Genomic DNA, 23,109 nt, shown 5'->3' on the forward strand with positions numbered 1-23,109 from the left:
TTTAATACTGAATTTGCTGCAAGGAACTCAAGATGAGCCACAACCTCTACAGTCTGGCCTTTGGCGTAGGCACACAAAATCGTCAAAGCAACTGGCTGGAAGTGTTTTACGCACAGCCATTGCTTAACCCAGCAGCTGAGCTGGTCAGTAAAGCCGCAGAGAAGCTTGGTTATGACGGTGGCAACCAAGCCATCCAGTTCACAGCCCAGCAAGCAAGCGATCTGGCTGAATTGCTCAAGGGTGTTGATGCGACCCAAGCGGCACTGCTGACGCGCCTGGCTGAAAGCCACAACCCACTGGTTGCCACCTTCCTCGCCGAAGATGCTGCCCCGACCAGCACTCCAGAAGCCTATCTAAAGCTGCATCTGCTTTCGCACCGTTTGGTACAGCCCCATGGCCTGAACCTCAGCGGTATATTCCCGCTGCTGCCAAACGTTGCATGGACCAGCCAAGGTGCTATCGACCTTACCGAGCTGGCTGAACGTCAACTCGAAGCACGCTTGCGTGGCGAATTGCTGGAAGTGTTCTCGGTGGATAAATTCCCGAAAATGACTGATTACGTGGTACCGGCCGGCGTGCGTATCGCCGACAGCTCACGTATCCGCCTTGGCGCCTTTATTGGTGAAGGCACGACGGTCATGCACGAAGGTTTTGTTAACTTCAACGCTGGCACCGCAGGCCCGGGCATGATCGAAGGCCGCGTATCGGCTGGTGTATTCGTCGGCAAAGGCTCCGACCTTGGCGGCGGTTGCTCGACCATGGGTACGCTGTCTGGCGGTGGCAACATCGTGATTTCGGTTGGCGAAGGCTGCCTGATCGGTGCAAACGCCGGTATTGGCATTCCATTGGGTGACCGCAACACCGTTGAGTCAGGCCTGTACGTCACCGCCGGAACCAAAGTTAACCTGCTCGACGAGCAAGGTAATCAGGTCAAAGTGGTCAAGGCCCGTGAGCTGGCCGGTCAGCCTGACTTATTGTTCCGCCGCAACTCGATAACTGGCGCAGTTGAGTGCAAAACGCACAAGTCAGCCATTGAGTTGAACGAAGCACTGCACGCGCACAACTAAGCGTCGTGTCTGCCTAGCCGGGGCTCGCAATTAGCGCGCTTCGGCTAGTTTGTGGACAACACCAAGCGTGTCCACCAAGGTTCAAACAGCAAGCCCCTGAGATCAGTAAATTACCCACAGGCTCGCAGCCGTTATTGGCGGGTAAAACACCCTACAGGCTCGTGCCCCGTTTTAGAGGCTCCCTATGTCCTTGCACTCGCCTTGGCGCGCAGACTTCCCCGGCATTCTGGCCCTAGAGGCTGAAGGCCAGACCTATCTGGACAGCGCCGCCACTGCGCAAAAACCACAAGCAGTGCTCGACTCACTCCTCGCTTACTACCGCAACGGCTGCGCAAATGTACACCGCGCCCAACACCTGCCGGGTGAGCGTGCAACCCGCGCTTTTGAGCGTTGCCGTGAGCAGGTCAGCGAGTATCTGAATGCCCCGTCTGCTGGGCAGATCATCTTCACCCATGGTGCAACATCCGCCTTTAATTTACTGGCGTATGGATTGGAACATCTGTTTCGCCCCGGCGATGAATTGGTGATCAGTGCGCTGGAACACCACGCCAATTTATTGCCCTGGCAACAACTTGCCATCCGCCAGAATCTGAAGCTGGTGGTGTTACCGCTGGATCAATCCGGGCGTATAGACCTGGACCAGGCTGCCCAACTGATTGGCCCGCGCACTCGCCTGTTGGCCATCAGCCAGCTGTCGAATGTAATAGGTTGCTGGCAGCCGGTTGCCGAATTACTGCGCATGGCCAAGACACGTGGTGCACTGACGGTGGTTGATGGTGCGCAAGGTGTCGTCCATGGGCGCCATGACATGCAGAAACTCGATTGCGACTTTTACGTATTTTCCAGCCACAAACTCTATGGCCCAGATGGCGTTGGCGTGCTCTACGGCAAACCTGCGGCATTGGCTAAACTCAAACACTGGCAGTTTGGCGGCGAGATGGTGCAAGTCGCCGACTATCAATTGGCCAAATTCAACCCCGCGCCGCTGGGCTTTGAGGCTGGCACGCCGCCAGTCAGCAGCGTGCTTGCCCTGGGGGCGACACTGGACTACCTCAACCAGCTCGACCCCCAGGCCGTTGAGGCTTATGAGCAGGCGCTACACCAGCAGTTGATGAGCGGATTTGCTGCTCGCGACCACATCACCCTGCTAGGCGAACCGAATATTGCCCTTGCCAGCTTTGTCGTCGACGGTGTTCACCATACAGATCTGGCCCAACTGCTGACTGAACAAGGTATTGCCGTGCGCGCAGGCCAGCATTGTGCAATGCCGCTAATGAAGCAGCTCGGGCTTTCAGGCGCGATTCGCGTCTCCTTGGGCTTGTATAACGATGGCACTGACCTTGAGCGCTTTTTCAGCGCGCTAGACAGCGCCTTGGATATTCTGAGATGAAGCCATTACCGGCGGATGCCGCACACGCTCTGGACATCTTTCAGCAAGCGGGCAGCTGGGAGCAACGTGCGCGCTTACTGATGCAGTGGGGGGAAAAATTAGAGCCCCTGAGCGATGCTCAACGCACTGAGGAAAACCGCGTACATGGCTGCGAAAGCCAAGTCTGGCTGGTGGCTGAACAGATTGGTCAGCACTGGCAGTTTCGCGCAGCTAGCGAAGCGCGACTGATTCGCGGCTTGCTAACACTGCTACTGATGCGGGTAAACGGGCTAGAGAGCGCGACACTGGCGCAGCTTGATTTGAACGACTGGTTCAATCAGCTGGGCTTGGCGCGTCAACTGTCGCCGTCGCGAAGCAACGGTTTGAATGCCGTGCTACAGCGCATGCGCGAGTTGGTGAAAACATCGGGCTATTGAGCTTTGACCCGCTCAGACGGACGACGCGCACCTTCAATCAACTTATCAATAATCTTGCTCACAGCGACCATCGCAAAGGTCGAGGTGACCATCATCGCAGCACCAAAACCACCAGCGCAGTCCAAGGCCACGCCTTCGCCGACGAAACTCTTGCTCTGGCAAGTCGTGCCATCCGGAAGCGGATAACGCAGTTGTTCAGTTGAAAAAACGCAGGGCACGCTGTAGTTACGACCCATGGTGCGAGAAAACCCATAATCGCGACGTAGCGTTGAACGCACTTTCGAGGCCAGTGGATCATTAAAGGTCTTGTTCAGATCGCCCACGCGGATTTGTGTCGGATCAATCTGCCCGCCTGCGCCGCCGGTAGTCACAATCTGGATCTTGCGCCGTTTGCACCAGGAAATCAGCGCCGCTTTGGCATTGACGCTGTCGATGCAATCAATCACCGCGTCCATGTCTTCGGTGATGTACTGCGCCATGGTGTCGCGAGTCACAAAATCTGCCACCGCATGCACCTTGCAGGCTGGGTTGATCGCCCGTAGTCGTTCAGCCATCACTTCAACCTTGGCCTTTCCGATAGCACCACTGAGTGCATGGATCTGCCGGTTGGTGTTGGTGATACATACATCATCAAGGTCAAACAGCGAGACTTCACCCACTCCTGAACGCACTAATGCCTCTGCGGCCCACGAGCCAACGCCACCAATACCGACCACGGCTACGTGCGCCACACACAAACGCTCCGCACCTTGATGCCCGTAAAGCCGGGCGATGCCTGAAAAGCGTTGTTCATCAATCTGCATGCCTAACCTCGATACCACCCAATCTGCAATCGACCATTATATGAAGCTAAATGACAACGCCCAAGTCTTTGCTTAATCCATATCATGATCAGTTCGGAATAAACCGACTAAGATTTAAAGCGTTGGCACTCTTTACGCCCCATGGAACTGGCGGCGATAGCCAAGGTGGACATGAGTGCATAACAGTACGAACTTTTATAGCTATTTGCTGCTCTAAGGCGAATGACTTTTGAACGCTTGGCAAAAGGAAGTGCCAGACGCTATACAGCTTATCGACGGCGGAGTAGCATGCGCGCCATCCGGTGCTCACCGGCTCCTCCTCGCTCCACGCAGCGGAACCCGAAACAGATATGTCATCGCGAATTTTTGGATTCAACCTAGTCATTGTCCTGGCAATTGCCGCCTTATTTTCAGGCTTTTGGGCACTGTATAACTTGCCCGTGAGTGCGCCAGACTGGCCAGATCAAGTGGCTGGATACTCGTTTTCGCCGTTCCGTCAGGGTCAAAGCCCGCAGAACAATATTTACCCTAGCGATGAAGAAATCACCCAAGACTTGGACATGCTCTCCAAGCAGACGGACAACATCCGCACTTACTCGGTGGACGGCGCGCTGGCGAACATCCCTCGCCTGGCCGAAGAGTTTGGCCTGCGTGTGACCCTCGGCGTCTGGATCAGTAATGACCAAGAGCGCAATGAGCGTGAAATCACTGAGGCCATCAAGCTGGCCAATACCTCGCGCAGTGTGGTCCGGGTGCTGGTGGGCAACGAGGCATTGTTTCGCCGCGAAATCAAACCCAAGAAGCTGATTGAATACCTGGACCGCGTTCGCGCCGGAGTCAAGGTTCCGGTATCAACCTCAGAGCAATGGCACGTTTGGGAAGAAAACCCAGAACTGGCCGAGCACGTCGACCTGATCGCCGCACACGTTCTGCCCTATTGGGAATTTATTCCAATGGAGGACTCGACCCAGTTCGTCCTCGACCGCGCCCGCGACCTGAAAAAGCTATTCCCGAAAAAGCCATTGCTGCTTTCGGAAGTTGGCTGGCCAAGTAATGGCCGTATGCGCGGCGGTGCCGATGCATCTCAGGCAGACCAGGCCATTTATCTGCGCACCTTGGTCAATACGCTCAACGCCAAAGGCTACAACTACTTCGTCATTGAAGCATTCGACCAAACTTGGAAGATCAGCGATGAAGGCTCCGTTGGTGCCTATTGGGGCGTTTACAACCTCGCCCGCCAACCAAAATTCAACTTCACAGGCCCCGTCGTGGCGATTCCACAGTGGCGCTTACTGGCCATCGGCTCCGTGGTCATGGCCCTGCTCTCGCTGGCGTTGCTGTTGATTGACGGCAGCTCACTGCGCCAACGCGGCCGGACCTTCCTGACCTTTGTTGCCTTTGCTGGCGGTTCGGCGCTGGTGTGGATCGGCTACGACTACAGCCAGCAGTACAGCACCTGGTTCAGTCTCACCGTCGGGATACTGCTCGGCATTGGTGCGATAGGGGTGTTTATTGTCTTGCTCACGGAGGCCCATGAACTGGCCGAAGCCGTTTGGGTTCGCGCCCGGCGCAGACCTTTTGAGCCGATGATCGGCGACGCCGAATATCGCCCTAAAGTCTCGATCCATGTGCCCTGCTACAACGAACCGCCAGAGATGGTTAAACAAACACTGGATGCGCTGGCCAATCTGGATTACCCGGATTTCGAAGTCATTATCATCGACAACAACACCAAAGACCCTGCGGTATGGGAACCGGTGCAAGCCTATTGTGAGCAGTTGGGGCCGCGCTTCCGCTTCTTCCACAAGGCACCGATTGAAGGCTTCAAAGGTGGCGCGCTCAACTACATTCTGCCTTTCACTGCGCCAGATGTTGAAGTGATCGCGGTGATTGACTCCGACTACTGTGTTGATCCGAATTGGCTCAAACACATGGTGCCGCATTTTGCCGACCCGCAGATCGCCGTGGTGCAGTCGCCCCAGGATTATCGCGACGGCAATGGCAGCACCTTCAAAAAGCTTTGCTACGCCGAGTACAAAGGCTTTTTCCATATCGGCATGGTGACCCGTAACGACCGCAACGCAATCATTCAACATGGCACCATGACCATGATTCGCCGCAGCGTAATGGATGAATTGAAGTGGGCCGACTGGACCATCTGCGAGGATGCCGAACTGGGCCTTCGCGTGTTCAAGAAAGGCTATACAGCGGCTTATGCCCACAACAGCTTCGGCCAAGGGCTGATGCCGGACACCTTTATCGACTACAAAAAGCAGCGCTTCCGTTGGGCTTACGGCGCCATTCAGATCATGAAAGGCCATGCGCGCAGTTTGTTCCTGGGCAAGGACTCGAGCCTCAAACGCGGCCAGCGCTATCACTTTATTGCCGGTTGGTTGCCTTGGGTTGCCGACGGCCTGAATATCTTCTTCACCATAGGCGCACTGTTGTGGTCGGCGGCAATGATCATCGTGCCGACACGCGTAGACCCGCCGCTGCTGATCTTCGCCATCCCGCCCCTGGCACTGTTTGTGTTCAAGCTGGGTAAGATTGTGTTCCTCTATCAACGTGCCGTTGGGGTTAACCTCAAGGATGCATTCTGCGCTGCAGTGGCAGGTCTGGCGCTGTCGCACACCATCGCTAAAGCGGTACTGTACGGGCTGTTCACCACCAGCATTCCGTTCTTCCGTACGCCGAAAATGCGCAGCAGCCATGGCTTTTTAGTGGCGCTGGCAGAGGCCCGAGAAGAAGTCTTTATCATGCTGTTGTTGTGGGGCGCGGTAGTCGGCATCACAATCGCCCAAGGCTTGCCAAGTGCAGATGTGAAATTCTGGGTAGCCACCCTCGTGGTGCAATCACTGCCGTACTTGGCTGCAGTCATTATGGCGATGCTGTCATCGCTGCCAAAGCCGGCAGAACCAGAAGTTGAAATAGACGCAGAGGTCCTGAGCTAAGCTCATAAGGCTGTTTCACTCAGATTTACAGCCTGACGGCGGCCAATGGCCGTCGTTTTGCTTTAAGATGGCGACCTTTCTGCTTGATGCCGCTCAGGAGCCGCAATGACTGCCCTCTCCCCGACCCTCGCACTCGCCTGCGATCTGATTAGCCGTCCATCCGTCACCCCAGTTGACGAAGGCTGCCAGGAACTCATGACACGCCGTCTGAGCGACTGTGGGTTCAAAATAGAACCTATGCGTATCGAGGAAGTGGACAATTTCTGGGCATTTCGCGGTCACGCAACAGGCCCCGTGCTGTGCTTTGCCGGCCATACCGATGTGGTCCCAACGGGCCCGTTGCAAGCATGGCAACACAAGCCATTCGATGCCTTGATCGACGAGCAGGGTATGCTCTGCGGCCGTGGCGCTGCAGATATGAAAGGCAGCCTCGCCTCAATGATTATCGCGGTTGAGCGCTTTGTTGCTGACCACCCACAGCACAAAGGAGCTATTGCCTTTCTGATCACCAGTGACGAAGAAGGCCCGGCCCATCACGGCACTAAGGCAGTGGTTGAGCGTTTGGCACAACGTGGCGAGCGCATGGACTGGTGCATTGTTGGCGAGCCATCGAGCACCAGCCTGGTGGGTGACGTGGTTAAAAATGGTCGTCGCGGCTCACTTGGCTGCACACTGACCGTGCGCGGCGTGCAGGGGCATGTAGCCTACCCGCACCTGGCCAAGAACCCGATCCACCTGGCCGCCCCGGCATTGGCTGAACTGGCAGACACCCATTGGGATGATGGTAACGACTTCTTCCCGCCAACCAGCTTCCAGATCTCTAACCTCAACTCAGGTACGGGTGCAACCAACGTGGTGCCGGGCGAGTTGACCAGCATCTTCAACTTCCGCTTCTCGACCGAATCCACGGTTGAGCAACTTCAGCAGCGCGTTATTGAGATTCTCGACAAACACGGCCTCGACTATCACCTGGAGTGGGCCTTGTCTGGTTTGCCGTTTCTTACCGAACCGGGCGTATTGCTCGATGCTGTCGCCGACAGCATTCGTAGCGTAACCGGTCGTGAAACCAAACCGAGCACCAGTGGCGGCACCTCTGATGGGCGTTTTATCGCCACCATGGGCGCACAGGTGGTGGAACTTGGTCCGGTCAACGCAACCATTCACCAAGTAAACGAGCGTGTGCTGGCCAGTGACCTCGATGTACTTAGCGAAATCTACTACCAAACCATGGTCAACCTGCTGACATGACCGATCTTGCAGCAACTGAAGACAAGCACCTGGGGCTTATTTGCCCAATCTGTCAGGGCGCGCTTAGCCAGGCGGACAAAACCATGGTCTGCCCGGCCAACCACCGTTTTGATCGTGCGCGCCAAGGCTACTTGAACCTGCTCGCCGTGCAGCACAAAAACAGCCGTGACCCGGGCGACAACCTGGCCATGGTTGAAGCACGACGCAGGTTTCTTGATGGCGGCCATTACGCGCCGCTGGCTGAACGTCTGGCACAACTTGCAGCCAGTTATGCACCGAATCAATGGCTGGACATCGGCTGTGGCGAGGGTTACTACACGGCGCAAATTGCCCAGCGATTGCCTGGTGCTCAAGGTTACGCCCTGGACATTTCACGCGAAGCGGTTAAACGCGCCTGCAAACGAGCACCCGAAATTGAATGGGTGGTCGCCAGCATGGCCCGGTTACCTTTAGCTGATGCCAGTTGCCAGCTGCTCGCCAGCGTATTTAGTCCATTGGACTGGCAGGAAGCTAAACGGGTGCTGGCTACCCAAGGTGGCTTGTTGCGCATGGGGCCGACCCGCGGCCATCTGATGGAACTTCGCCAAAAGCTTTATGATGAAGTACGCGATTACGACGATGAAAAACATCTGGAGCTCATACCTGAAGGGATGCAATTGGGGCACAGTGAAACCTTAAGCTTTACCCTCAAGGTAGAAACCGAACAAGCCCGCGCTGACTTGCTAGCCATGACCCCACACGGCTGGCGCGCCAGTGCTGAGCGACGCGCAGCGGTCATTGCAGAACCATTAGAAGTGACTGTATCCATTCGCTACGATTGGATAGTGCGAACTTAACGGCCGTACCTGACAAGGATTAAATTGCCATGCGCCAACCGGATATCGAGATTTACCTGAAAGATGCAGACCACAATGCGATCGCCGAGTGGTTGAGCACAGCGCTCGGTCCCTGCACCCCGTGGCAGCAAAAAGGTCAAACTTACAAATGCCGCGCTGCTGATGTGCCGGTCACCTGGCTGCCCAAAGCTGTCGGCAAGTGGAACAGCCTGTTCCTCGAGAGCGATGCGACACCATGGCAAGATGACCTGAGCTGTGCACAAGCTGCATTTGCCGCACTGAAGGTCGAAGTGCGTTGCGCGCCGGGCGGCTGGGAAGAAGAAGAAAGCGATGAACAAGCAGACCGCTGGATGCGTATCAGCGAAGATGGCGTTGAAGAGATAACGTGGCGCACCGGTAATTAATCAGCCAGCTAAGAAGCCCAGGCACAGCGCCCGGGCTTCTTTTAAAAGCTCAGCGACTACAGCCCCGTAACATCCTCGGCCTGCAAACCCTTCTGACCTTCGGTTACCGCGTACTCGACCTTCTGGCCTTCTGCCAAAGAGCGGTGTCCCTCACCCCGAATAGCCCGGTAGTGAACAAACACATCGGCACCGTCTTCGCGCTGAATAAAGCCATAACCTTTGGCATCATTGAACCACTTAACGGTTCCTACTTCACGATCAGCCATTACCCACACTCTCCAACTGCAGTTTTTATTGTCCCGAAGGGCATTGCGCGGCGCGCTGATTAACCTGCGACCCTGGCGGAAAAAATCCTCGCAAGATCACTTGTCATCCATGGGTGTTTGCTGCAAATCAATGCAATTGCACCCTGTTGTCGCCTTTCGAGTATAAAACAAGGATTGTGACTGAAAAGCACTTTTTCCAAGGTATAAAAGGCCATACACGACAAGCTATGCAGCCTTATGTAACGGGCCCTGGCAGCCAAAAACAGGCTGAAAACCTACCTCCCCAACAGTGTGACTTAACGCACAAAACCGCAACTTGGCATCAAGAGCCTGGAGCCTAAGGCGCACTGGCATTGCCGAGCGGCCACCTAAACCACCATAAGCAGCGCTTAAACTCGGATTTTTAAGCGTTTTACCCTTAAGAGTTTTGCCCAGCGACGGCCGATCCGTCACACTAGCAGCCCCGAGCAATTGCTCGTTTTTACAGCCTGCAGACTTCGTATGACCCGCTCCCCATTTCGCCGCCTTATATTCGGCACAGTGCGCCGCCTGCTGTACCTCTGGGTACGCTCGGAAACCATCAATCAATCCGCGTTCACCCTCAAACTCGACCGCAGCAAGCCGGTGTTGTTTGTCCTGCAAAAACCTTCAATCAGCGACCTTGCCGTACTCGACACCGAGTGCCGAAAAGCCGGTTTGCCACGCCCGGTTTTGCCTGTTGCCGTGGGTGATTTAATGGAGCCTGCCGCTTACTTCTACCTCAACCCGCCATCGGGCTGGTTGAGCCGTCAGAATAAGCGTGGAATCTCGCCAACCCTCGACCGAGTGGTCAGCGCCCTCAGCGAAAGCACGGTTGATAACGCTCAAATAATCCCTGTTAGCGTGTTTTGGGGCCAATCGCCCGACCGCGAAACCAGCCCCTGGAAGCTGCTCTTTGCAGACAGCTGGGCCGTTACAGGACGTTTGCGCCGCCTGGTCAGCATTCTGATCTTGGGACGTAAAACCCGCGTACAGTTTTCCCCACCCATTGACCTGCGCGAGTTAGTTGCACAAAACAAAGGCCATGAACGCACACTGCGTATGGTCCAGCGTATTTTGCGGGTGCATTTTCGCAACCAGAAAACAGCAGTCATTGGTCCAGACGTATCGCACCGTCGCCACTTGGTGAAAGGCTTAGTTCACGGCCCACAAGTGCGCCAGGCGATCACCGAGGAAGCAGAGCGCGAAGGTATTTCAGTTGAAAAAGCTGAAGCTCAGGCGCTGCGCTACGGCAATGAAATCGCATCGGATTACACCTACACAGTGATCCGTTTTCTCGAACTGGTTCTGAGCTGGTTCTGGAACAAGATCTACGATGGCATCAAGGTCAACCACATTGAAGGCGTGCAAGACGTTGCCCAGGGTCACGAGGTTATCTATGTGCCTTGTCACCGCAGCCACATCGACTACCTGCTGCTGTCTTACCTGCTGTTTCGCAATGGCCTGACGCCGCCGCACATTGCCGCCGGCATCAACCTGAATATGCCCGTAATCGGTGGTCTGCTACGGCGTGGCGGTGCCTTCTTTATGCGCCGCACCTTCAAGGGCAACCCGCTCTACACTGCCGTATTCAATGAGTACCTGCACACCCTTTTCAGCAAGGGTTTTCCGGTTGAGTACTTTGTTGAAGGCGGCCGCTCACGCACGGGGCGCATGCTCCAGCCGAAAACCGGGATGCTGGCCATCACCCTGCGTAGTTTCTTACGGGACAACCGCCTGCCAGTGGTTTTTATACCGGTGTACATCGGCTATGAGCGCGTACTCGAAGGCCGTACCTATCTGGGTGAGTTGCGTGGTGCAAGCAAAAAGAAAGAGTCGATATTCGATATTTTCAAAGTCATAGGCGCCCTCAAGCAACGCTTCGGCCAGGTTTGGGTTAACTTTGGCGAGCCTATCAAACTGGCGGAGTTTCTCGACAATGAGCAACCTGACTGGCGCACGCAAAATCTCGCACCGCAGTTCCGCCCTGAGTGGTTGAGCGCAGCCACCAACCGTCTCGGTGACCGGGTGGCACAGCACCTCAACGAGGCGGCCGCTATTAACCCGGTTAATCTGGTGGCGCTGGCATTGCTGTCTACCAGCAAACTGGCGCTGGATGAGCGGGCCCTGACCCGCGTGCTGGATTTGTACCTTGAACTGCTACGCAGCGTGCCTTACTCACCGCATACCACGGTGCCAGAAGGCGATGGCCAAGCGCTTATTGAATACGTGATAGGCATGGACCTGCTGGCCGAGCAAAAGGATGCGCTGGGCAAGATTCTGTACCTCAACGAACACAATGCAGTGTTGATGACGTACTACCGCAATAATGTGCTGCATATCTTTGCCCTGCCGGCGCTGCTCGCCAGTTTCTTCCAAAGCAGTGCACGCATCAGTCGCGAACAAATCCTGCGCTATACCCGCGCGCTTTACCCCTACTTACAATCTGAGCTGTTTATTCGCTGGAGCCTCGACGAACTCGATGGGGTGATTGATCAATGGCTCAATGCGTTTGTTGAACAAGGTTTGCTCAAGGCCGAGAACGATGTGTACGTACGGCCTGCACCAAGCTCACGTCAATTTGTGCTGCTCACGCTGTTGTCGCGTGCGATTGCGCAAACCCTGCAGCGCTTCTACATGGCCATTGCCCTGCTGCTTAATACAGGGCAAAACAGCATAAGCGCGGAAGAGCTGGAAGACCTGTGTACAGTCATGGCCCAGCGTTTATCTATTCTTCACGGGCTTAATGCACCGGAGTTTTTCGACAAGAGCCTGTTCCGCCACTTTATCCAGACCCTGCTTGATCAAGGTGTACTGCGCCAGGACGAAGCAGGCAAGTTGAGCCATCATCCATTGCTCAATGAGCTGGCAGAAGGTGCTGCAAAACGGGTGCTGCCTGCGGAGCTTCGGCTGTCGATCCGTCAGGTCACAATGGATCAAACCGAAGACGCAATCGATCCCCTATAACGCGCTATCTGCCCTGCGCTCTTACCCAGAACGCAGGGCAGACAACAGCCACTACAGTTCGATCTTAGTTGATCGCTTCTGCGCTCTCAGGCGAAGTAATCGAGGCCTGGTTAACCCCTTTGCAATTGCGGAACATATCCAACTCAGGGCGGTACACCGAGGTTTGCACGGCCATCAAATCAAGCACCGAGTGAAACAGGTTGTCTTGTGAAAACGGCTGATCCTTAAGCGCTGCCATGCACTGAGATTGGATACCGTTGTGGCTTTTAATGCCCTCTGAAAGCCACACCACCATTGGAATATGGGTCTGCTCCTGAGGTGCCATCGCGTAAGGCAAACCATGCAGGTACACACCATTCTCACCCAATGACTCACCGTGATCAGACAGGTACATCAGCGCGGTATCAAAGTTGCTCTGATTTTTCTTCAACAAACGAACGGTCTCAGCGACTACATGATCGGTGTAGAGCAAGGAGTTGTCGTAGGCGTTGACGATTGACTCACGTGAACATTGATCCAACTGGCTGCTTTGACACACCGGCGTAAATTTCCCGTATGCAGCAGGATAACGCTTGGCATAAAACGGACCGTGACTGCCCTTCATATGCAACACCACGACCGTGTCATCCTTAAGTGTGTCGATGTAGTCCTGCAAGCCACTCAATAATGCATCGTCATGGCACTCCCCACCGGCGCAGAAGTCCGCAAGCTTGAAGTGCGATACATCCTCAGTAGGCACTCGATCACAGGCACCTTTACAGCCAGAGTTGTTATCACGCCACAACACACCGACACCTGCACGTTGCAAAACATCCAACAAACCTTCGCGATTCTTTGCATAAGCCGACTTGTACTCATCACGACCAACATCTTGGAACATGCAGGGCACCGAAACCGCCGTCGCTGTACCGCAAGAGCTCACATGGGTAAAGTTGAGCACCCCCTCCTTGGCCAGCTCGGGACTGGTATTACGTTCATAACCATCAAGGCCAAAATTGGCAGCCCGCGCCGTCTCACCCACCATCACGATGGTTAACCGCGGCTTACGATTGGTACCAACCTCAAGGATTCGATGAGCATCTGCACCGACAACCTCAAGTTTGCTAGGTGCTTTAAATTCGTTACGTACATAGCTGTGCACGGCCGAGACCACGTTAGATGGCGTGAGCATTAAACGGATTTCCCGGTGATTACGAAACAGCGAGGCATAGGACTGATACTCAGTCATGGCAATGCCGCCGATGCAGGCTACAGCAACGACAATGCTGGCAAGCTTCATCGTCAGTTCACGGCCAATACTGCGCTTCACAACACGGACACGGGTAAGCAGCAAGGCAGGGATCACACCCAAGCCGACAATCCAAGCAACCATCTGTACCGTGACTAACTCAGTGGCCTCGGAAGGGTCTGTCTGCAAAACGTTGGTGAGCATGTCGGCATCGATGAGAATGCCATAGCTGCTCATGAAGTAACTCGCTGCGGCTGAAACCACTAGCGCAATCGCCAATACAGCTTTGGTCAACCGGCCCCAGGCCAACACGCTGAGCACAATGAAGGTCCACATCAACGCGAAGATCGGCAAACTGGCGATGAATATAGGATTGCCGTTGCTCCACCCACCGATTCCAGCCCAGATGGTGTGCCAGAACGGCAGGTTAGCGAACAGGATTAACCAACCAGCAACCACTAGCGTCAGAACAGGACGACTCATGGTTACAGTCCAAGCTGAGGGGCGTGATTTATCACTGGAACTTTCAGAGGTATTTTTCACTGCTGATCCTGCGTATGAACCAATAATGGCTCGTACGTTAATCAGCTGGCTGTTAGCCCGATGTCAGGCCAACGTGAAAAATTCGTTGGCCTGTTAAATATTCTCAAGCAAAAAAAGGGGCTATTGACCCCGTACCAATACCCCGACCAGCACAGCCGATGCTGCCGACAATGCCAAAGCCCAAGGTCGCGGAGTTCTTTCTTGCCTTTGTGCCCCAGTTCATTAGCCCGGACGCGGATCACAAAGCCCTCGCCTTTATCCTGCTGGGTTGTATCTTCAACTTCAACGGCATGCTCTGGTGTCACTTACTGGCCGTTTCTGCAGCGTTCGCCAGTCAGCGAATTCAAGCCAGCCAGCGGCTAGTGCTTTGGTTGAACCGCACGATTGGCGCTGTATTTGCCGCCTTGGGTTTGAAGCTGGCTTTGTCCAAATAGAATCAGCTCTCAGGTTTTTTAAGCGCCTCGCCATAGCACACAGGGGAACTGGGAAGATCACGTCTATCCAGCTCTTGTTCTAAAAACTCAGCCAGCACTTGCGCATTGTTGTGCTGGGTGTCTTTAGCGGCATACAGCAGCGTCAGCGTGGCTCGCTCGGCAATATCCAGCAGCGGCATCCAGTGTTCCGGGTGTTGATTGAGCGCTTGCCGGTAGCTGTGGCGAAAAGCACTAAAGCGCGCGGATTCATGAGCAAATTGTTGACGCAATTGAGTGCTGGGGGCCAACTCTGGCAACCACTGGTCACACTCCAGCGCCGCTTTGCTTACACCACGGGGCCATATTCGGTCGACCAGAATGCGCTGACCATCACTTGGCTCGACGCTGTCATATACGCGTTTACATTGAATCATTACCCTGACCCTTGTCGTGGACCGCTAGCGTCGGTAACGTGTTGCGACTTGCCCGGAGACTACTGATGCGCCTACGCCGTACGTTACTGTTCACCCTGTTGCCTTTGTTCGCCAGCTGTCAGGTTTACACCGGGAAACCGGTCGATGAACAAGCCGCAATGACCCGCATGCAAGGCCAGCTGTACTTCAGCGGCCAACAATTGATCTTTACCCCATGCGGTGAAAAACGCCAGTTCGTCATCAACAATGATAGCTCCAGCAGCCTGCGCGATGACGCCAAAACACTGCAGGCCGATGGCGCTTCAGCGCTATATGTCGATATGCGCGGTCTGCTGGCTTCAGCCGACAACAAAGATGGCTCCTTCAAACCTGACACCGTTTACCGCCTGCAACGCGAAGGCAACCTGTGTGAGGATCTGGTCTACCGCCTGACCAAAGTCCGCGCCAGTGGCCATGAGCCTGATTGGAATATAGGCGTCAGCGCACAGGGTCTGCTACTTGAGCGCCCGGGTCAAAAAGACTTGGTACTGCCTTATCTTGAAGAGCAATTACCTGAAGGGCGCATGAGCATTTCCAGTGAAGCCAATGGTAACCGCGTGGAACTTTGGGTCACCCCGCAGCACTGCGTAGACAGTATGAGCGGCGCCGTAAGCCACCTTAGCGCCGAGCTTCGGGTTAACGGCCAGGTCATGCGCGGTTGCGGTTACTTTGGAGGGGCTCAGCTCTAACGACGCCGCTGCCGACCATTAATCAGCGCCGCTTGGAATCCACTGAGCGGTGCCGGTATTAGGGGCGTATAATCGCCAGCTACACTAGCTGCCGGGTTACCTCCGGCCCTGATCCTGGAATGCCTGATGTTACGAATCACTGAATTAAAACTCGCGCTTGATCATCCTGATGAAGCGTTGCGCCCTGCCATTGTCCAACGCCTGCAGATTTCTGATAGTGAACTGCTTGATTTCAAGCTGTTCAAGCGAAGCTACGATGCGCGGAAAAAATCCAGCGAAATCCACTTCATCTACACCATCGACTGCACCCTGAGCGATGAATCTGCAGTGCTGGCAAAATTCAGTGATGATCGCCATATAAGCGTTGCACCAGACACCCAATACCAAGCTGTTGGCCGCGCTGAACAACCGTTGGAGCAACGCCCGGTGGTAGTGGGCTTTGGCCCTTGTGGCATTTTTGCCGCACTGATTCTGGCCCAAGCCGGCCTGCGCCCCATTGTTCTGGAACGCGGCAAAGAAGTTCGCCAGCGCACCAAGGACACGTGGGGCCTGTGGCGTAAAAACGTACTGAACCCTGAATCCAACGTACAGTTCGGTGAAGGCGGTGCGGGCACCTTTTCTGACGGCAAACTCTACAGCCAGATCAAAGACCCGAAATTTATCGGTCGCAAAGTACTTGAAGAGTTTGTCAAAGCGGGCGCACCTGAAGAGATCATGTACGTCAGCAAGCCGCACATTGGTACATTCCGCCTGACAGGTGTTGTAGCCACCATGCGCGAAGAAATCAAAGCACTTGGCGGCGAAGTACGCTTTGAACAACGCGTCACTGATGTGTTGATTGAAGACGGTCAAATGCAAGGCGTAGTCCTTGAAAATGGCGAGCAACTGCTCAGCCAGCATGTGATTCTGGCCCTTGGTCACAGCTCGCGTGACACCTTCCGCATGCTCCACAGCCGTGAAGTATTCATGGAAGCCAAACCCTTCTCTGTGGGGTTTCGCATCGAGCATCCGCAGTCGTTGATTGACCGTTCGCGACTGGGCAAGTATGCCGGCCATGAGAAACTAGGCGCGGCGGATTACAAACTGGTGCATCACGCCAAGAATGGCCGTTCGGTCTACAGTTTCTGCATGTGCCCAGGCGGTACAGTCGTCGCCGCGACCTCAGAGCCAAACCGTGTGGTCACCAATGGCATGAGCCAATATTCGCGCAACGAGCGCAATGCAAACGCAGGCATAGTTGTGGGCATTACCCCGGAGCAGGATTACCCGGGCGGGCCTCTGGCGGGCATCGAACTGCAAGAGCGCCTCGAATCCCATGCCTATGTACTGGGTGGCAGCACCTATGAGGCTCCCGGGCAATTGGTCGGCGACTTCATTGCGGGCAAGCCATCCACAGCACTGGGCACAGTTGAACCCTCATACAAACCGGGGGTTAAGTTGGGCGACCTGGCGCCGTCGCTGCCTGACTTTGCAATTGAGGCGATTCGCGAAGCCTTGCCTGCATTCGACAAGCAGATTCGCGGATTCTCCATGCATGATGCCGTCTTGACCGGGATTGAAACCCGCACCTCATCACCGCTACGGATTACCCGTAATCCAGAGATGCAGAGCCTTAACGTCAAAGGTTTATTTCCGGCTGGCGAAGGCGCGGGCTACGCGGGCGGCATTCTATCGGCCGGTGTTGATGGCATACGCGTTGCCGAAGCTGTTGCCCGAAGCATGCTCGGCCTCAGCGCTGATTAAACCAATGGCAAAGCACAGGTCAGAGCAACTCTGACCTGTGCTTCACAACCTTATGCAACATACGCTGGTGCGACCCGAACCATTTGGACGCCTGGCCTTATCATCGAAACAATCGATTTCGTTAAACCCAGCTTTGCGCATCATGCCTGCCGAAGCGGCGTTCTCTTCATGACGCTCGATATAGATGTCTTTGACCCCCTGCTCTGCCAACGCGTCGATGGCAGCCATCAGCAAGCGTGAACCCAACCCCTGCCCTGCAACCTGGCGTGCGGTGACGGCCTCGCAGATGTACGCCTGCGGATTGTTGATTCGCTCAAGGGGCTGATAGCGGGCAAAATCGCTGGACAAGCAATAGCTGACAAAACCCAGCAGTTCGCTGCCCGTATCGGCCAGCATCGCGTCTACCTCGCCACTGGCAACTGCCTGTAGGTGGGCGTTCACTTGCGCAGGCGGCAAGTAATTCCATTGATTGGGACCATGCTCAAAAATCAGCGAACCCATTGCATCAATGTCCGCGGCATATGCCAGGCGTAGCCTAATGCTCATAACCCGGTAACCTGCATGGATGGCAGCGCAGCACCCTCTTCGGCACAAGCGCGAATCACTTCGATCAATGGTGCCAGGTCATAACCCTGAGCCTGCAACCAGGCCTCATCGTAATAAGTGGCCGCGTAGCGCTCACCGCCATCACACAAAATAGCCACGATTGATCCGGTTTGCTGCTGCGCTGCCATGTGCTGCCCCACTAGCAAGGCACCCACGAGATTGGTACCACTCGAACCACCCACACGACGGCCTAGCTTAGCCGCTAGGTAGTGCATGGCGGCGAGCGATAAGGCGTCCGGCACTTTAGCCGAGGCATCAATCACCGAAGGTAGAAATGAAGGTTCAACCTTGGGCCGGCCAATACCCTCAATACGCGATCCACAATGCCAGGTCAGGCTTGCATCGCCCTTGCAGTAATAGTCGTAGAACACCGATTGTTCGGTGTCAGCACAGAAAACCTTAGTGCAATGCTGACGGTAACGCACATACCGGCCCAGAGTTGCCAGTGTGCCTCCAGTCCCTGCACTGGACACTAACCAGCTCGGCTCTGGATAAGGCTCATAGCGCAGCTGCTGGAATATTGATTCAGCAATATTGTTATTCGCCCGCCAATCAGTCGCACGCTCGGCATAGGTGAACTGATCCATAAAGTGCCCGCCCGTTTCACGTGCCAAACGCTCGGACTCGGCGGAAATCTGTGCAGGATCATCAACCAGGTGGCACTGACCGCCGTAAAAGGTGATCTGTGCAATTTTTTCTTTTGACGTACTTGCGGGCATTACCGCAATAAACGCAATACCCAGCAATCGCGCAAAGTAGGCTTCGGAAACAGCAGTGGAGCCGCTTGAGGCTTCAATCACTGGAGCACCGGCTTTAAGCCAGCCATTGCATAACGCATACAGAAACAGCGAGCGGGCCAAGCGGTGTTTTAGGCTGCCCGTGGGGTGGCTCGATTCGTCTTTAAAATACAGATCAATGCCCGGTAGGCCGGGCAAGTCGACTGGAATCAGGTGTGTATCAGCGCTGCGTTGATAGTCAGCCTCAATGATGCGGATTGCCTCTCGGCTCCAATCTCTTAAGTCACTCACCTGTTTCTCCATGGGTATTATTTTAGGAAGCCGCTGTTGAGCTTAGTCAAGCACACCTGCCGGTATAGGCGGCGTATTGCGCCACTGGCTCAAACCCACGCCCGCAAAGACCAGCACCACAGCGCAGATCTGCATAAAATTGAGGCTTTCGCCAAGTACAACCATCGCCATGATCAGAGTAAAGACCGGAATCAAGTTGATGAACCCAGAGGCTTGGCTCGCAGGTAGCCGGCTCACCCCAAAGTTATATAAACCATAGCCGCCAACGGTTACTGCAATGCCCAAGTAAAGCAACACGCCAAACCCTTGCAGGCTGATGCTTTCTGGCATCGGGGCCTGCAAGGCGGCAACCGGCAAGAAAAACAGCGCACCAATAAACGCCTGCATGGCCGTAAGCATAAATGCCGAGTAACGCGATGACAGGTGCTTAAGCAATAGGGTGTAGCCGGTGGCACAGATCATTGCCAGAAATTCGTAGAAGTTGCCCAGCAATGGATTCGCCGCGTGTTCGTCAGCGCTGCCAGCCAAACTCAGCCAAACAGCGCCGATCACCGCCAGGCTAAAACCCGCTAAGGTCGTGCGGGTAGTGCGCTCGCGCAGAAACACAAATGCAGCAACAGCCACCATCAACGGCAGCAAGGCGGTAATCATTCCGGCTTGTGAGGCACTGGTATTTTGTAAGGCTAAAGCCTCAAAGATGAAGTACAGGCAAGGTTCACAAGCCGCCAGCCCGAGCAGGTACTTCCAGTCACCCTGACGATAATCAAACCGGCCACGCCAGCGCCAAGCCAACAAGAACACCAGGCTGCCAAGCAACATACGAGCAAAAATGACCCACAGCGGGGGGAGCTCAGCAAAGGCCAGCTTGAGGGCAATAAACGAACTGCCCCAAATTGCCATCGCACTTATCAGGCAGAACACTGCCACACCCCTGCCCTGCGCCGCACTCATAAATAACCTCACAAATAGAGGTCACAGTGTAGAGTCACTGGGCTTGGCGCAACAGATACAGTGAAGTGAGGAAAGTGTGCAGGTAGCCTGTGCAGGCGTGACTGCACAGCGTAGTCAAGCGACCGCGCTAAAGCCTGGGTCTACTGCTCCCACGGCTTACCGCTGGTGTTCTCATTGATCCGCAGCTTTTGCTGCATCGCCGCTTTTGCCAGCATATGTGCGCTGACCGGTGCGGTGATAAACAGGAACCAGGTAATCAGTAATTCGTGAAGGCTAAAGCCCTCCCCGCGCGCGCCGAAATAAATCAACGAGGCAATCACCATACCGCCAACACCCAAGGTGGTCGATTTGGTTGGGCCGTGCAGGCGCATAAAAAAGTCCGGCAAGCGGTACAAACCCAGCGCACCCACAAACGCGAACAGGCTACCGATGACTAAAAACAACGAAACCAGTGCTTCAATCCAGATGTTCATCAGGTTTCCTTATTCAATGATATCGCCACGTAGCAGGTATTTAGTCACTGCGACCGTGCCGATAAAGCCCATCACTGCAATCAGCAACGCGGCTTCGAAATATAAATCTGAGCCGAGCCAGATACCAAACAACACCAGCAAGGCGATGGCGTTGATATACAGCGTATCGAGCGCCAGAATCCGATCAGGCATGTCAGGGCCTTTGATCAACCGGGCGACGGTCAGTGACAGCGCCAATCCGAGGAACACCAGGCAAACAGGAATCACGTAGTCGAGCATGTGAATACCTCCAACAAAGGGGCTTCGTAACGTTTTTTGATCTCAGCCACCAACTCGGCCTCATCACCGACATCAAGGGTATGAACCAGGAGCATTTTGCGATCGTCACTGAGATCAGCGGATACCGTGCCGGGCGTTAGCGAAATGATACTGGCGAGCATAGTCAGCGCCAGATCATCCTCAAGCAACATTGGGATCTCAACAAAGGCCGGGCGCAACTTGTTTGGCGAACCGAGAATCAACTTGGCCACCTGTAGGTTAGCCATGATGATGTCACCAATAATGCGCAGGAAAAACCAGCACAACTTGAATGGCTTGTAGATGCGCGGCGGGTTGATCCAGAACACTTGCGTAACCAGCGGAATGATCCAGCCAAGTATGCAACCCAATACCAGATTGCCAAGACTAAGGTCATTCGCCAGAAGCATCCAAGCCACCATTAAGCACAGGCTTAACAGCGGATGCGGTAATAAATGACGGGGCTTCATGCACCACCTCCGGCTTGAATAATTTGGTAGTACAGCGGCAAGTCATGCAGTTGGTTAACCGTTGCATGGATATAACCCAGCAACGGCTCGGCCATGCCAACTAAAACAGGGCTTAATATCAACAAAGCGATGCAGGCGAAAAGGCGGCCATAATCGAGCTCGGCACTGTCCAACTGGCTGACACCAACACGCCAAAACAGTGTGCTGCCCGCACGGCTCAGGCCAATGACGGAGACCAATCCGCCAATCAGCACCACCGGCCACAAGAACGCCATCTGCAGGCCAGGTTCAACCGAGCGCAGTAACAACAATTTACCGATAAAACCCGACAGCGGCGGCAGGCCGGCGATGGAGATCGCACTGAAAAAAAACAATGCGCCAAGAATGTACGGGTTTTGCAGCTCTGGGCCTTGCACCAGCTCAGTGGTTTTGACGCCTCGCTGACGCGAAATCAAATCAGCCAGCAGGAATAAACCGCCGCAGACCCAGGTGCTGTGCAACAGATAATAAAGCGCTGCTTGCACAGATTCGGGAGTACCAATGGCTAAACCGGCGAGTATGGTACCCACTGAAACCACAACTAAATAAGCAATCAGGCTGTGCAAGGTTGGTGAAGCCAATGCACCAATTGCACCCAGGCCGATTGTCAGCAGGGCTAATGGCCACAGCCAGTCATCCACCATATTCGCCAAAGTGCCGGCGTCATCACCAAATATCAGCGTGTAAACCCGCAGGATCGAATACAGGCCGACCTTGGTCATGATCGAAAACAATGCAGCAACTGGAGCGGTAGCTGAGGCATAGGCCCGGGGTAGCCAGAAATACAGGGGCAAAAACGCAGCTTTGAGGCCAAACACCACCAACAGCAGAAATGCAGCAGCGCCAATCAGCGGCGCCTGATCGGCATTGGCAACCGCAACTCGCTGTGCCATGTCAGCCATGTTCAGGGTGCCTGTAATACCGTAAAGCACACCGACAGCGATCAAAAAGAACGCAGAGCCCACCAGATTCAGCACCACGTAATGCAAGCCTGCGCGCACCCTGTCAGTTCCGCCACCGTGCAATAGCAGTGAATATGACGCGATCAGCAAAATCTCAAAGAACACAAACAGGTTGAACAAATCAGCCGTCAAAAACGCGCCATAAATGCCCATTAACTGAAACTGGAACAAGGCGTGAAAGTTACGCCCCCGCTCATCGTCGCCACGGGTTGCGTAGAGCAACGCGAAGAAACTCAGCACCGCAGTCGCGACCAACATCAACGCGCTAAGGCGGTCAAGCATCAGAATAATGCCGAACGGCGGCTGCCAGTTCCCCAGCGCATAGATCTGCAGGTCGCCCTGGTTGGCTTGAGCCATTAACCAGAAACTGAGTGGCAGTAGGATCAGCACCACTGAAAACGACATCAGGCGCTTGACCGGCATACTCAGCCGCGCCCCAAACAACAACAGACTGCCGACAAACATAGGCAACAAAATTGGCAGGATTAACGCATGATTCATGGCTTGGTCTCCTGGCCATCAACGTGGTCAGTTTCAGTCTCACCGACACTGCGCAGAGCCAGAACCACAACAAATGCGGTCATCGCGAAGCCAATCACAATTGCGGTCAACACCAGCGCCTGAGGCAGCGGGTCGCCATACTTACCATTTTCAGTAATCACCGACGCCACACCCGTTTGCAATCGGCCCATGGCAAACAGAAAGAGGTTGACCGCATAAGAGATCAGGGTCAGCCCCATCACCACGGGAAAGGTGCGGGCGCGTAGCAGCAGGTAAACGCCACTCGCGGTGAGTATGCCGAGCACTGCGGCGAATAATGCTTCCATG

General features: G+C 54.9%; 23 protein-coding genes. 11 read left to right on the plus strand and 12 right to left on the minus strand.

Going from position 1 to position 23,109, the window contains the following annotated elements; translation table 11 throughout:
• Positions 1–32: 32 nt before the first annotated feature.
• The 3 genes from dapD to ACIGCM_RS04080 all read left to right on the plus strand — a co-directional run bounded on the left by dapD (position 33) and on the right by ACIGCM_RS04080 (position 2,873).
• Positions 33–1,067 carry a 2,3,4,5-tetrahydropyridine-2,6-dicarboxylate N-succinyltransferase gene (gene dapD / locus ACIGCM_RS04070; RefSeq protein WP_397500731.1) on the plus strand — a complete coding sequence of 345 codons (1,035 nt, stop codon included), beginning with the start codon at positions 33–35 and terminating at the stop codon, positions 1,065–1,067.
• Between the two features lie 184 nt (positions 1,068–1,251).
• Positions 1,252–2,457: an aminotransferase class V-fold PLP-dependent enzyme gene (locus ACIGCM_RS04075; RefSeq protein ID WP_397500732.1), complete on the plus strand. Its 1,206-nt coding sequence runs from the start codon at positions 1,252–1,254 to the stop codon at positions 2,455–2,457.
• Positions 2,454–2,873, plus strand: a complete 420-nt coding sequence (locus ACIGCM_RS04080; RefSeq protein ID WP_397500733.1) for a SufE family protein — start codon at positions 2,454–2,456, stop codon at positions 2,871–2,873. The genes ACIGCM_RS04075 and ACIGCM_RS04080 overlap by 4 nt, the downstream gene beginning before the upstream one ends.
• Here the strand turns inward: ACIGCM_RS04080 and tcdA are convergent.
• Positions 2,867–3,676, minus strand: coding sequence for a tRNA cyclic N6-threonylcarbamoyladenosine(37) synthase TcdA (tcdA, locus tag ACIGCM_RS04085; protein ID WP_397500734.1), 810 nt, complete (start codon positions 3,674–3,676; stop codon positions 2,867–2,869). The genes ACIGCM_RS04080 and tcdA overlap by 7 nt on opposite strands.
• A 350-nt stretch (positions 3,677–4,026) precedes the next feature.
• Here tcdA and ACIGCM_RS04090 point away from each other — a divergent pair, with 350 nt between their 5' ends.
• The 4 genes from ACIGCM_RS04090 (at position 4,027) to ACIGCM_RS04105 (ending at position 9,115) form a co-directional block, all read left to right on the plus strand.
• Positions 4,027–6,627 (plus strand): glycosyltransferase, encoded by a 2,601-nt coding sequence (locus ACIGCM_RS04090; RefSeq protein ID WP_397500735.1) that lies wholly within the window; start codon positions 4,027–4,029, stop codon positions 6,625–6,627.
• A 105-nt stretch (positions 6,628–6,732) separates the two neighbouring features.
• On the plus strand, positions 6,733–7,875 hold the full coding sequence (gene dapE, locus ACIGCM_RS04095) for a succinyl-diaminopimelate desuccinylase (protein WP_397500736.1): 1,143 nt from the start codon (positions 6,733–6,735) through the stop codon (positions 7,873–7,875).
• Entirely contained in the window at positions 7,872–8,711 is an 840-nt protein-coding gene (locus tag ACIGCM_RS04100) for a putative RNA methyltransferase (RefSeq protein WP_397500737.1), read from the plus strand. The genes dapE and ACIGCM_RS04100 overlap by 4 nt, the downstream gene beginning before the upstream one ends.
• Before the next feature lie 29 nt (positions 8,712–8,740).
• Entirely contained in the window at positions 8,741–9,115 is a 375-nt protein-coding gene (locus ACIGCM_RS04105; protein ID WP_397500738.1) for a hypothetical protein, read from the plus strand.
• 56 nt (positions 9,116–9,171) lie between these two features.
• Here the strand turns inward: ACIGCM_RS04105 and ACIGCM_RS04110 are convergent, their stop codons facing one another.
• Positions 9,172–9,381, minus strand: a complete 210-nt coding sequence (locus ACIGCM_RS04110) for a cold shock domain-containing protein (protein WP_397500739.1) — start codon at positions 9,379–9,381, stop codon at positions 9,172–9,174.
• A gap of 501 nt (positions 9,382–9,882) precedes the next feature.
• On the opposite strand from ACIGCM_RS04110, the gene plsB reads away from it, so the two are divergent.
• Positions 9,883–12,366 (plus strand): glycerol-3-phosphate 1-O-acyltransferase PlsB, encoded by a 2,484-nt coding sequence (gene plsB / locus ACIGCM_RS04115; RefSeq protein ID WP_397500740.1) that lies wholly within the window; start codon positions 9,883–9,885, stop codon positions 12,364–12,366.
• A 64-nt stretch (positions 12,367–12,430) separates the two neighbouring features.
• On the opposite strand, the gene ACIGCM_RS04120 is transcribed toward plsB, so the two are convergent.
• On the minus strand, positions 12,431–14,077 hold the full coding sequence (locus ACIGCM_RS04120; RefSeq protein WP_397500741.1) for a phosphoethanolamine transferase: 1,647 nt from the start codon (positions 14,075–14,077) through the stop codon (positions 12,431–12,433).
• A gap of 230 nt (positions 14,078–14,307) precedes the next feature.
• On the opposite strand from ACIGCM_RS04120, the gene ACIGCM_RS04125 reads away from it, so the two are divergent.
• Positions 14,308–14,571 (plus strand): LysE family translocator, encoded by a 264-nt coding sequence (locus tag ACIGCM_RS04125; protein WP_397500742.1) that lies wholly within the window; start codon positions 14,308–14,310, stop codon positions 14,569–14,571.
• Positions 14,572–14,573: 2 nt separating this feature from the next.
• Here ACIGCM_RS04125 and ACIGCM_RS04130 read toward each other — a convergent pair whose 3' ends face one another.
• Positions 14,574–14,984, minus strand: coding sequence for a DUF488 domain-containing protein (locus ACIGCM_RS04130; protein ID WP_397500743.1), 411 nt, complete (start codon positions 14,982–14,984; stop codon positions 14,574–14,576).
• A 65-nt stretch (positions 14,985–15,049) separates the two neighbouring features.
• Between ACIGCM_RS04130 and ACIGCM_RS04135 the strand changes: the two genes are divergently transcribed.
• Both ACIGCM_RS04135 and ACIGCM_RS04140 read left to right on the plus strand, forming a co-directional pair.
• The gene (locus tag ACIGCM_RS04135) at positions 15,050–15,712 is read left to right on the plus strand and encodes a COG3650 family protein (protein ID WP_397500744.1); all 663 of its coding nucleotides are present in this window, start codon (positions 15,050–15,052) and stop codon (positions 15,710–15,712) included.
• A 126-nt stretch (positions 15,713–15,838) separates the two neighbouring features.
• On the plus strand, positions 15,839–17,455 hold the full coding sequence (locus ACIGCM_RS04140) for an NAD(P)/FAD-dependent oxidoreductase (RefSeq protein WP_397500745.1): 1,617 nt from the start codon (positions 15,839–15,841) through the stop codon (positions 17,453–17,455).
• Between the two features lie 42 nt (positions 17,456–17,497).
• Here the strand turns inward: ACIGCM_RS04140 and ACIGCM_RS04145 are convergent, their stop codons facing one another.
• The 8 genes from ACIGCM_RS04145 to ACIGCM_RS04180 all read right to left on the minus strand — a co-directional run bounded on the left by ACIGCM_RS04145 (position 17,498) and on the right by ACIGCM_RS04180 (position 23,108).
• Positions 17,498–18,001, minus strand: a complete 504-nt coding sequence (locus ACIGCM_RS04145; protein ID WP_397500746.1) for a GNAT family N-acetyltransferase — start codon at positions 17,999–18,001, stop codon at positions 17,498–17,500.
• Complete coding sequence (locus ACIGCM_RS04150; protein ID WP_397500747.1) at positions 17,998–19,089, minus strand: PLP-dependent cysteine synthase family protein; 1,092 nt, start codon at positions 19,087–19,089, stop codon at positions 17,998–18,000. Before ACIGCM_RS04150 ends, ACIGCM_RS04145 begins: the two co-directional genes overlap by 4 nt.
• A gap of 42 nt (positions 19,090–19,131) precedes the next feature.
• A complete protein-coding gene (locus ACIGCM_RS04155; protein ID WP_397500748.1) occupies positions 19,132–20,040 on the minus strand; it encodes a DMT family transporter in 909 nt (302 codons plus the stop codon).
• A gap of 140 nt (positions 20,041–20,180) precedes the next feature.
• The gene (locus tag ACIGCM_RS04160) at positions 20,181–20,513 is read right to left on the minus strand and encodes a Na+/H+ antiporter subunit G (RefSeq protein WP_397500749.1); all 333 of its coding nucleotides are present in this window, start codon (positions 20,511–20,513) and stop codon (positions 20,181–20,183) included.
• A 9-nt stretch (positions 20,514–20,522) separates the two neighbouring features.
• A complete protein-coding gene (locus tag ACIGCM_RS04165; protein ID WP_397500750.1) occupies positions 20,523–20,792 on the minus strand; it encodes a K+/H+ antiporter subunit F in 270 nt (89 codons plus the stop codon).
• A complete protein-coding gene (locus tag ACIGCM_RS04170) occupies positions 20,777–21,280 on the minus strand; it encodes a Na+/H+ antiporter subunit E (protein ID WP_397500751.1) in 504 nt (167 codons plus the stop codon). The genes ACIGCM_RS04165 and ACIGCM_RS04170 overlap by 16 nt, the downstream gene beginning before the upstream one ends.
• A complete protein-coding gene (locus ACIGCM_RS04175) occupies positions 21,277–22,782 on the minus strand; it encodes a monovalent cation/H+ antiporter subunit D (protein ID WP_397500752.1) in 1,506 nt (501 codons plus the stop codon). The genes ACIGCM_RS04170 and ACIGCM_RS04175 overlap by 4 nt, the downstream gene beginning before the upstream one ends.
• Complete coding sequence (locus ACIGCM_RS04180; RefSeq protein ID WP_397500753.1) at positions 22,779–23,108, minus strand: Na+/H+ antiporter subunit C; 330 nt, start codon at positions 23,106–23,108, stop codon at positions 22,779–22,781. The genes ACIGCM_RS04175 and ACIGCM_RS04180 overlap by 4 nt, the downstream gene beginning before the upstream one ends.
• Position 23,109 lies beyond the last annotated feature (1 nt).

It is taken from the genome of Pseudomonas sp. NPDC078700 (assembly GCF_044542375.1).
Lineage (GTDB): Bacteria > Pseudomonadota > Gammaproteobacteria > Pseudomonadales > Pseudomonadaceae > Aquipseudomonas.

What these genes read in the sequence shown, in the direction of transcription:
- ACIGCM_RS04175 (WP_397500752.1), bottom strand. Translation starts at nt 22,782, where the DNA reads ATGAATCATGCGTTAATCCTGCCAATTTTGTTGCCTATGTTTGTCGGC.
- ACIGCM_RS04145 (WP_397500746.1), bottom strand. Translation starts at nt 18,001, where the DNA reads ATGAGCATTAGGCTACGCCTGGCATATGCCGCGGACATTGATGCAATG.
- ACIGCM_RS04125 (WP_397500742.1), top strand. Translation starts at nt 14,308, where the DNA reads ATGCCAAAGCCCAAGGTCGCGGAGTTCTTTCTTGCCTTTGTGCCCCAG.
- ACIGCM_RS04105 (WP_397500738.1), top strand. Translation starts at nt 8,741, where the DNA reads ATGCGCCAACCGGATATCGAGATTTACCTGAAAGATGCAGACCACAAT.
- dapD (WP_397500731.1), top strand. Translation starts at nt 33, where the DNA reads ATGAGCCACAACCTCTACAGTCTGGCCTTTGGCGTAGGCACACAAAAT.
- ACIGCM_RS04080 (WP_397500733.1), top strand. Translation starts at nt 2,454, where the DNA reads ATGAAGCCATTACCGGCGGATGCCGCACACGCTCTGGACATCTTTCAG.
- ACIGCM_RS04100 (WP_397500737.1), top strand. Translation starts at nt 7,872, where the DNA reads ATGACCGATCTTGCAGCAACTGAAGACAAGCACCTGGGGCTTATTTGC.
- ACIGCM_RS04140 (WP_397500745.1), top strand. Translation starts at nt 15,839, where the DNA reads ATGTTACGAATCACTGAATTAAAACTCGCGCTTGATCATCCTGATGAA.
- ACIGCM_RS04135 (WP_397500744.1), top strand. Translation starts at nt 15,050, where the DNA reads ATGCGCCTACGCCGTACGTTACTGTTCACCCTGTTGCCTTTGTTCGCC.
- ACIGCM_RS04160 (WP_397500749.1), bottom strand. Translation starts at nt 20,513, where the DNA reads ATGAACATCTGGATTGAAGCACTGGTTTCGTTGTTTTTAGTCATCGGT.
- tcdA (WP_397500734.1), bottom strand. Translation starts at nt 3,676, where the DNA reads ATGCAGATTGATGAACAACGCTTTTCAGGCATCGCCCGGCTTTACGGG.
- ACIGCM_RS04120 (WP_397500741.1), bottom strand. Translation starts at nt 14,077, where the DNA reads ATGAGTCGTCCTGTTCTGACGCTAGTGGTTGCTGGTTGGTTAATCCTG.
- ACIGCM_RS04110 (WP_397500739.1), bottom strand. Translation starts at nt 9,381, where the DNA reads ATGGCTGATCGTGAAGTAGGAACCGTTAAGTGGTTCAATGATGCCAAA.
- dapE (WP_397500736.1), top strand. Translation starts at nt 6,733, where the DNA reads ATGACTGCCCTCTCCCCGACCCTCGCACTCGCCTGCGATCTGATTAGC.
- ACIGCM_RS04165 (WP_397500750.1), bottom strand. Translation starts at nt 20,792, where the DNA reads ATGCTCGACTACGTGATTCCTGTTTGCCTGGTGTTCCTCGGATTGGCG.
- ACIGCM_RS04075 (WP_397500732.1), top strand. Translation starts at nt 1,252, where the DNA reads ATGTCCTTGCACTCGCCTTGGCGCGCAGACTTCCCCGGCATTCTGGCC.
- plsB (WP_397500740.1), top strand. Translation starts at nt 9,883, where the DNA reads ATGACCCGCTCCCCATTTCGCCGCCTTATATTCGGCACAGTGCGCCGC.
- ACIGCM_RS04170 (WP_397500751.1), bottom strand. Translation starts at nt 21,280, where the DNA reads ATGAAGCCCCGTCATTTATTACCGCATCCGCTGTTAAGCCTGTGCTTA.
- ACIGCM_RS04130 (WP_397500743.1), bottom strand. Translation starts at nt 14,984, where the DNA reads ATGATTCAATGTAAACGCGTATATGACAGCGTCGAGCCAAGTGATGGT.
- ACIGCM_RS04090 (WP_397500735.1), top strand. Translation starts at nt 4,027, where the DNA reads ATGTCATCGCGAATTTTTGGATTCAACCTAGTCATTGTCCTGGCAATT.
- ACIGCM_RS04180 (WP_397500753.1), bottom strand. Translation starts at nt 23,108, where the DNA reads ATGGAAGCATTATTCGCCGCAGTGCTCGGCATACTCACCGCGAGTGGC.
- ACIGCM_RS04155 (WP_397500748.1), bottom strand. Translation starts at nt 20,040, where the DNA reads ATGAGTGCGGCGCAGGGCAGGGGTGTGGCAGTGTTCTGCCTGATAAGT.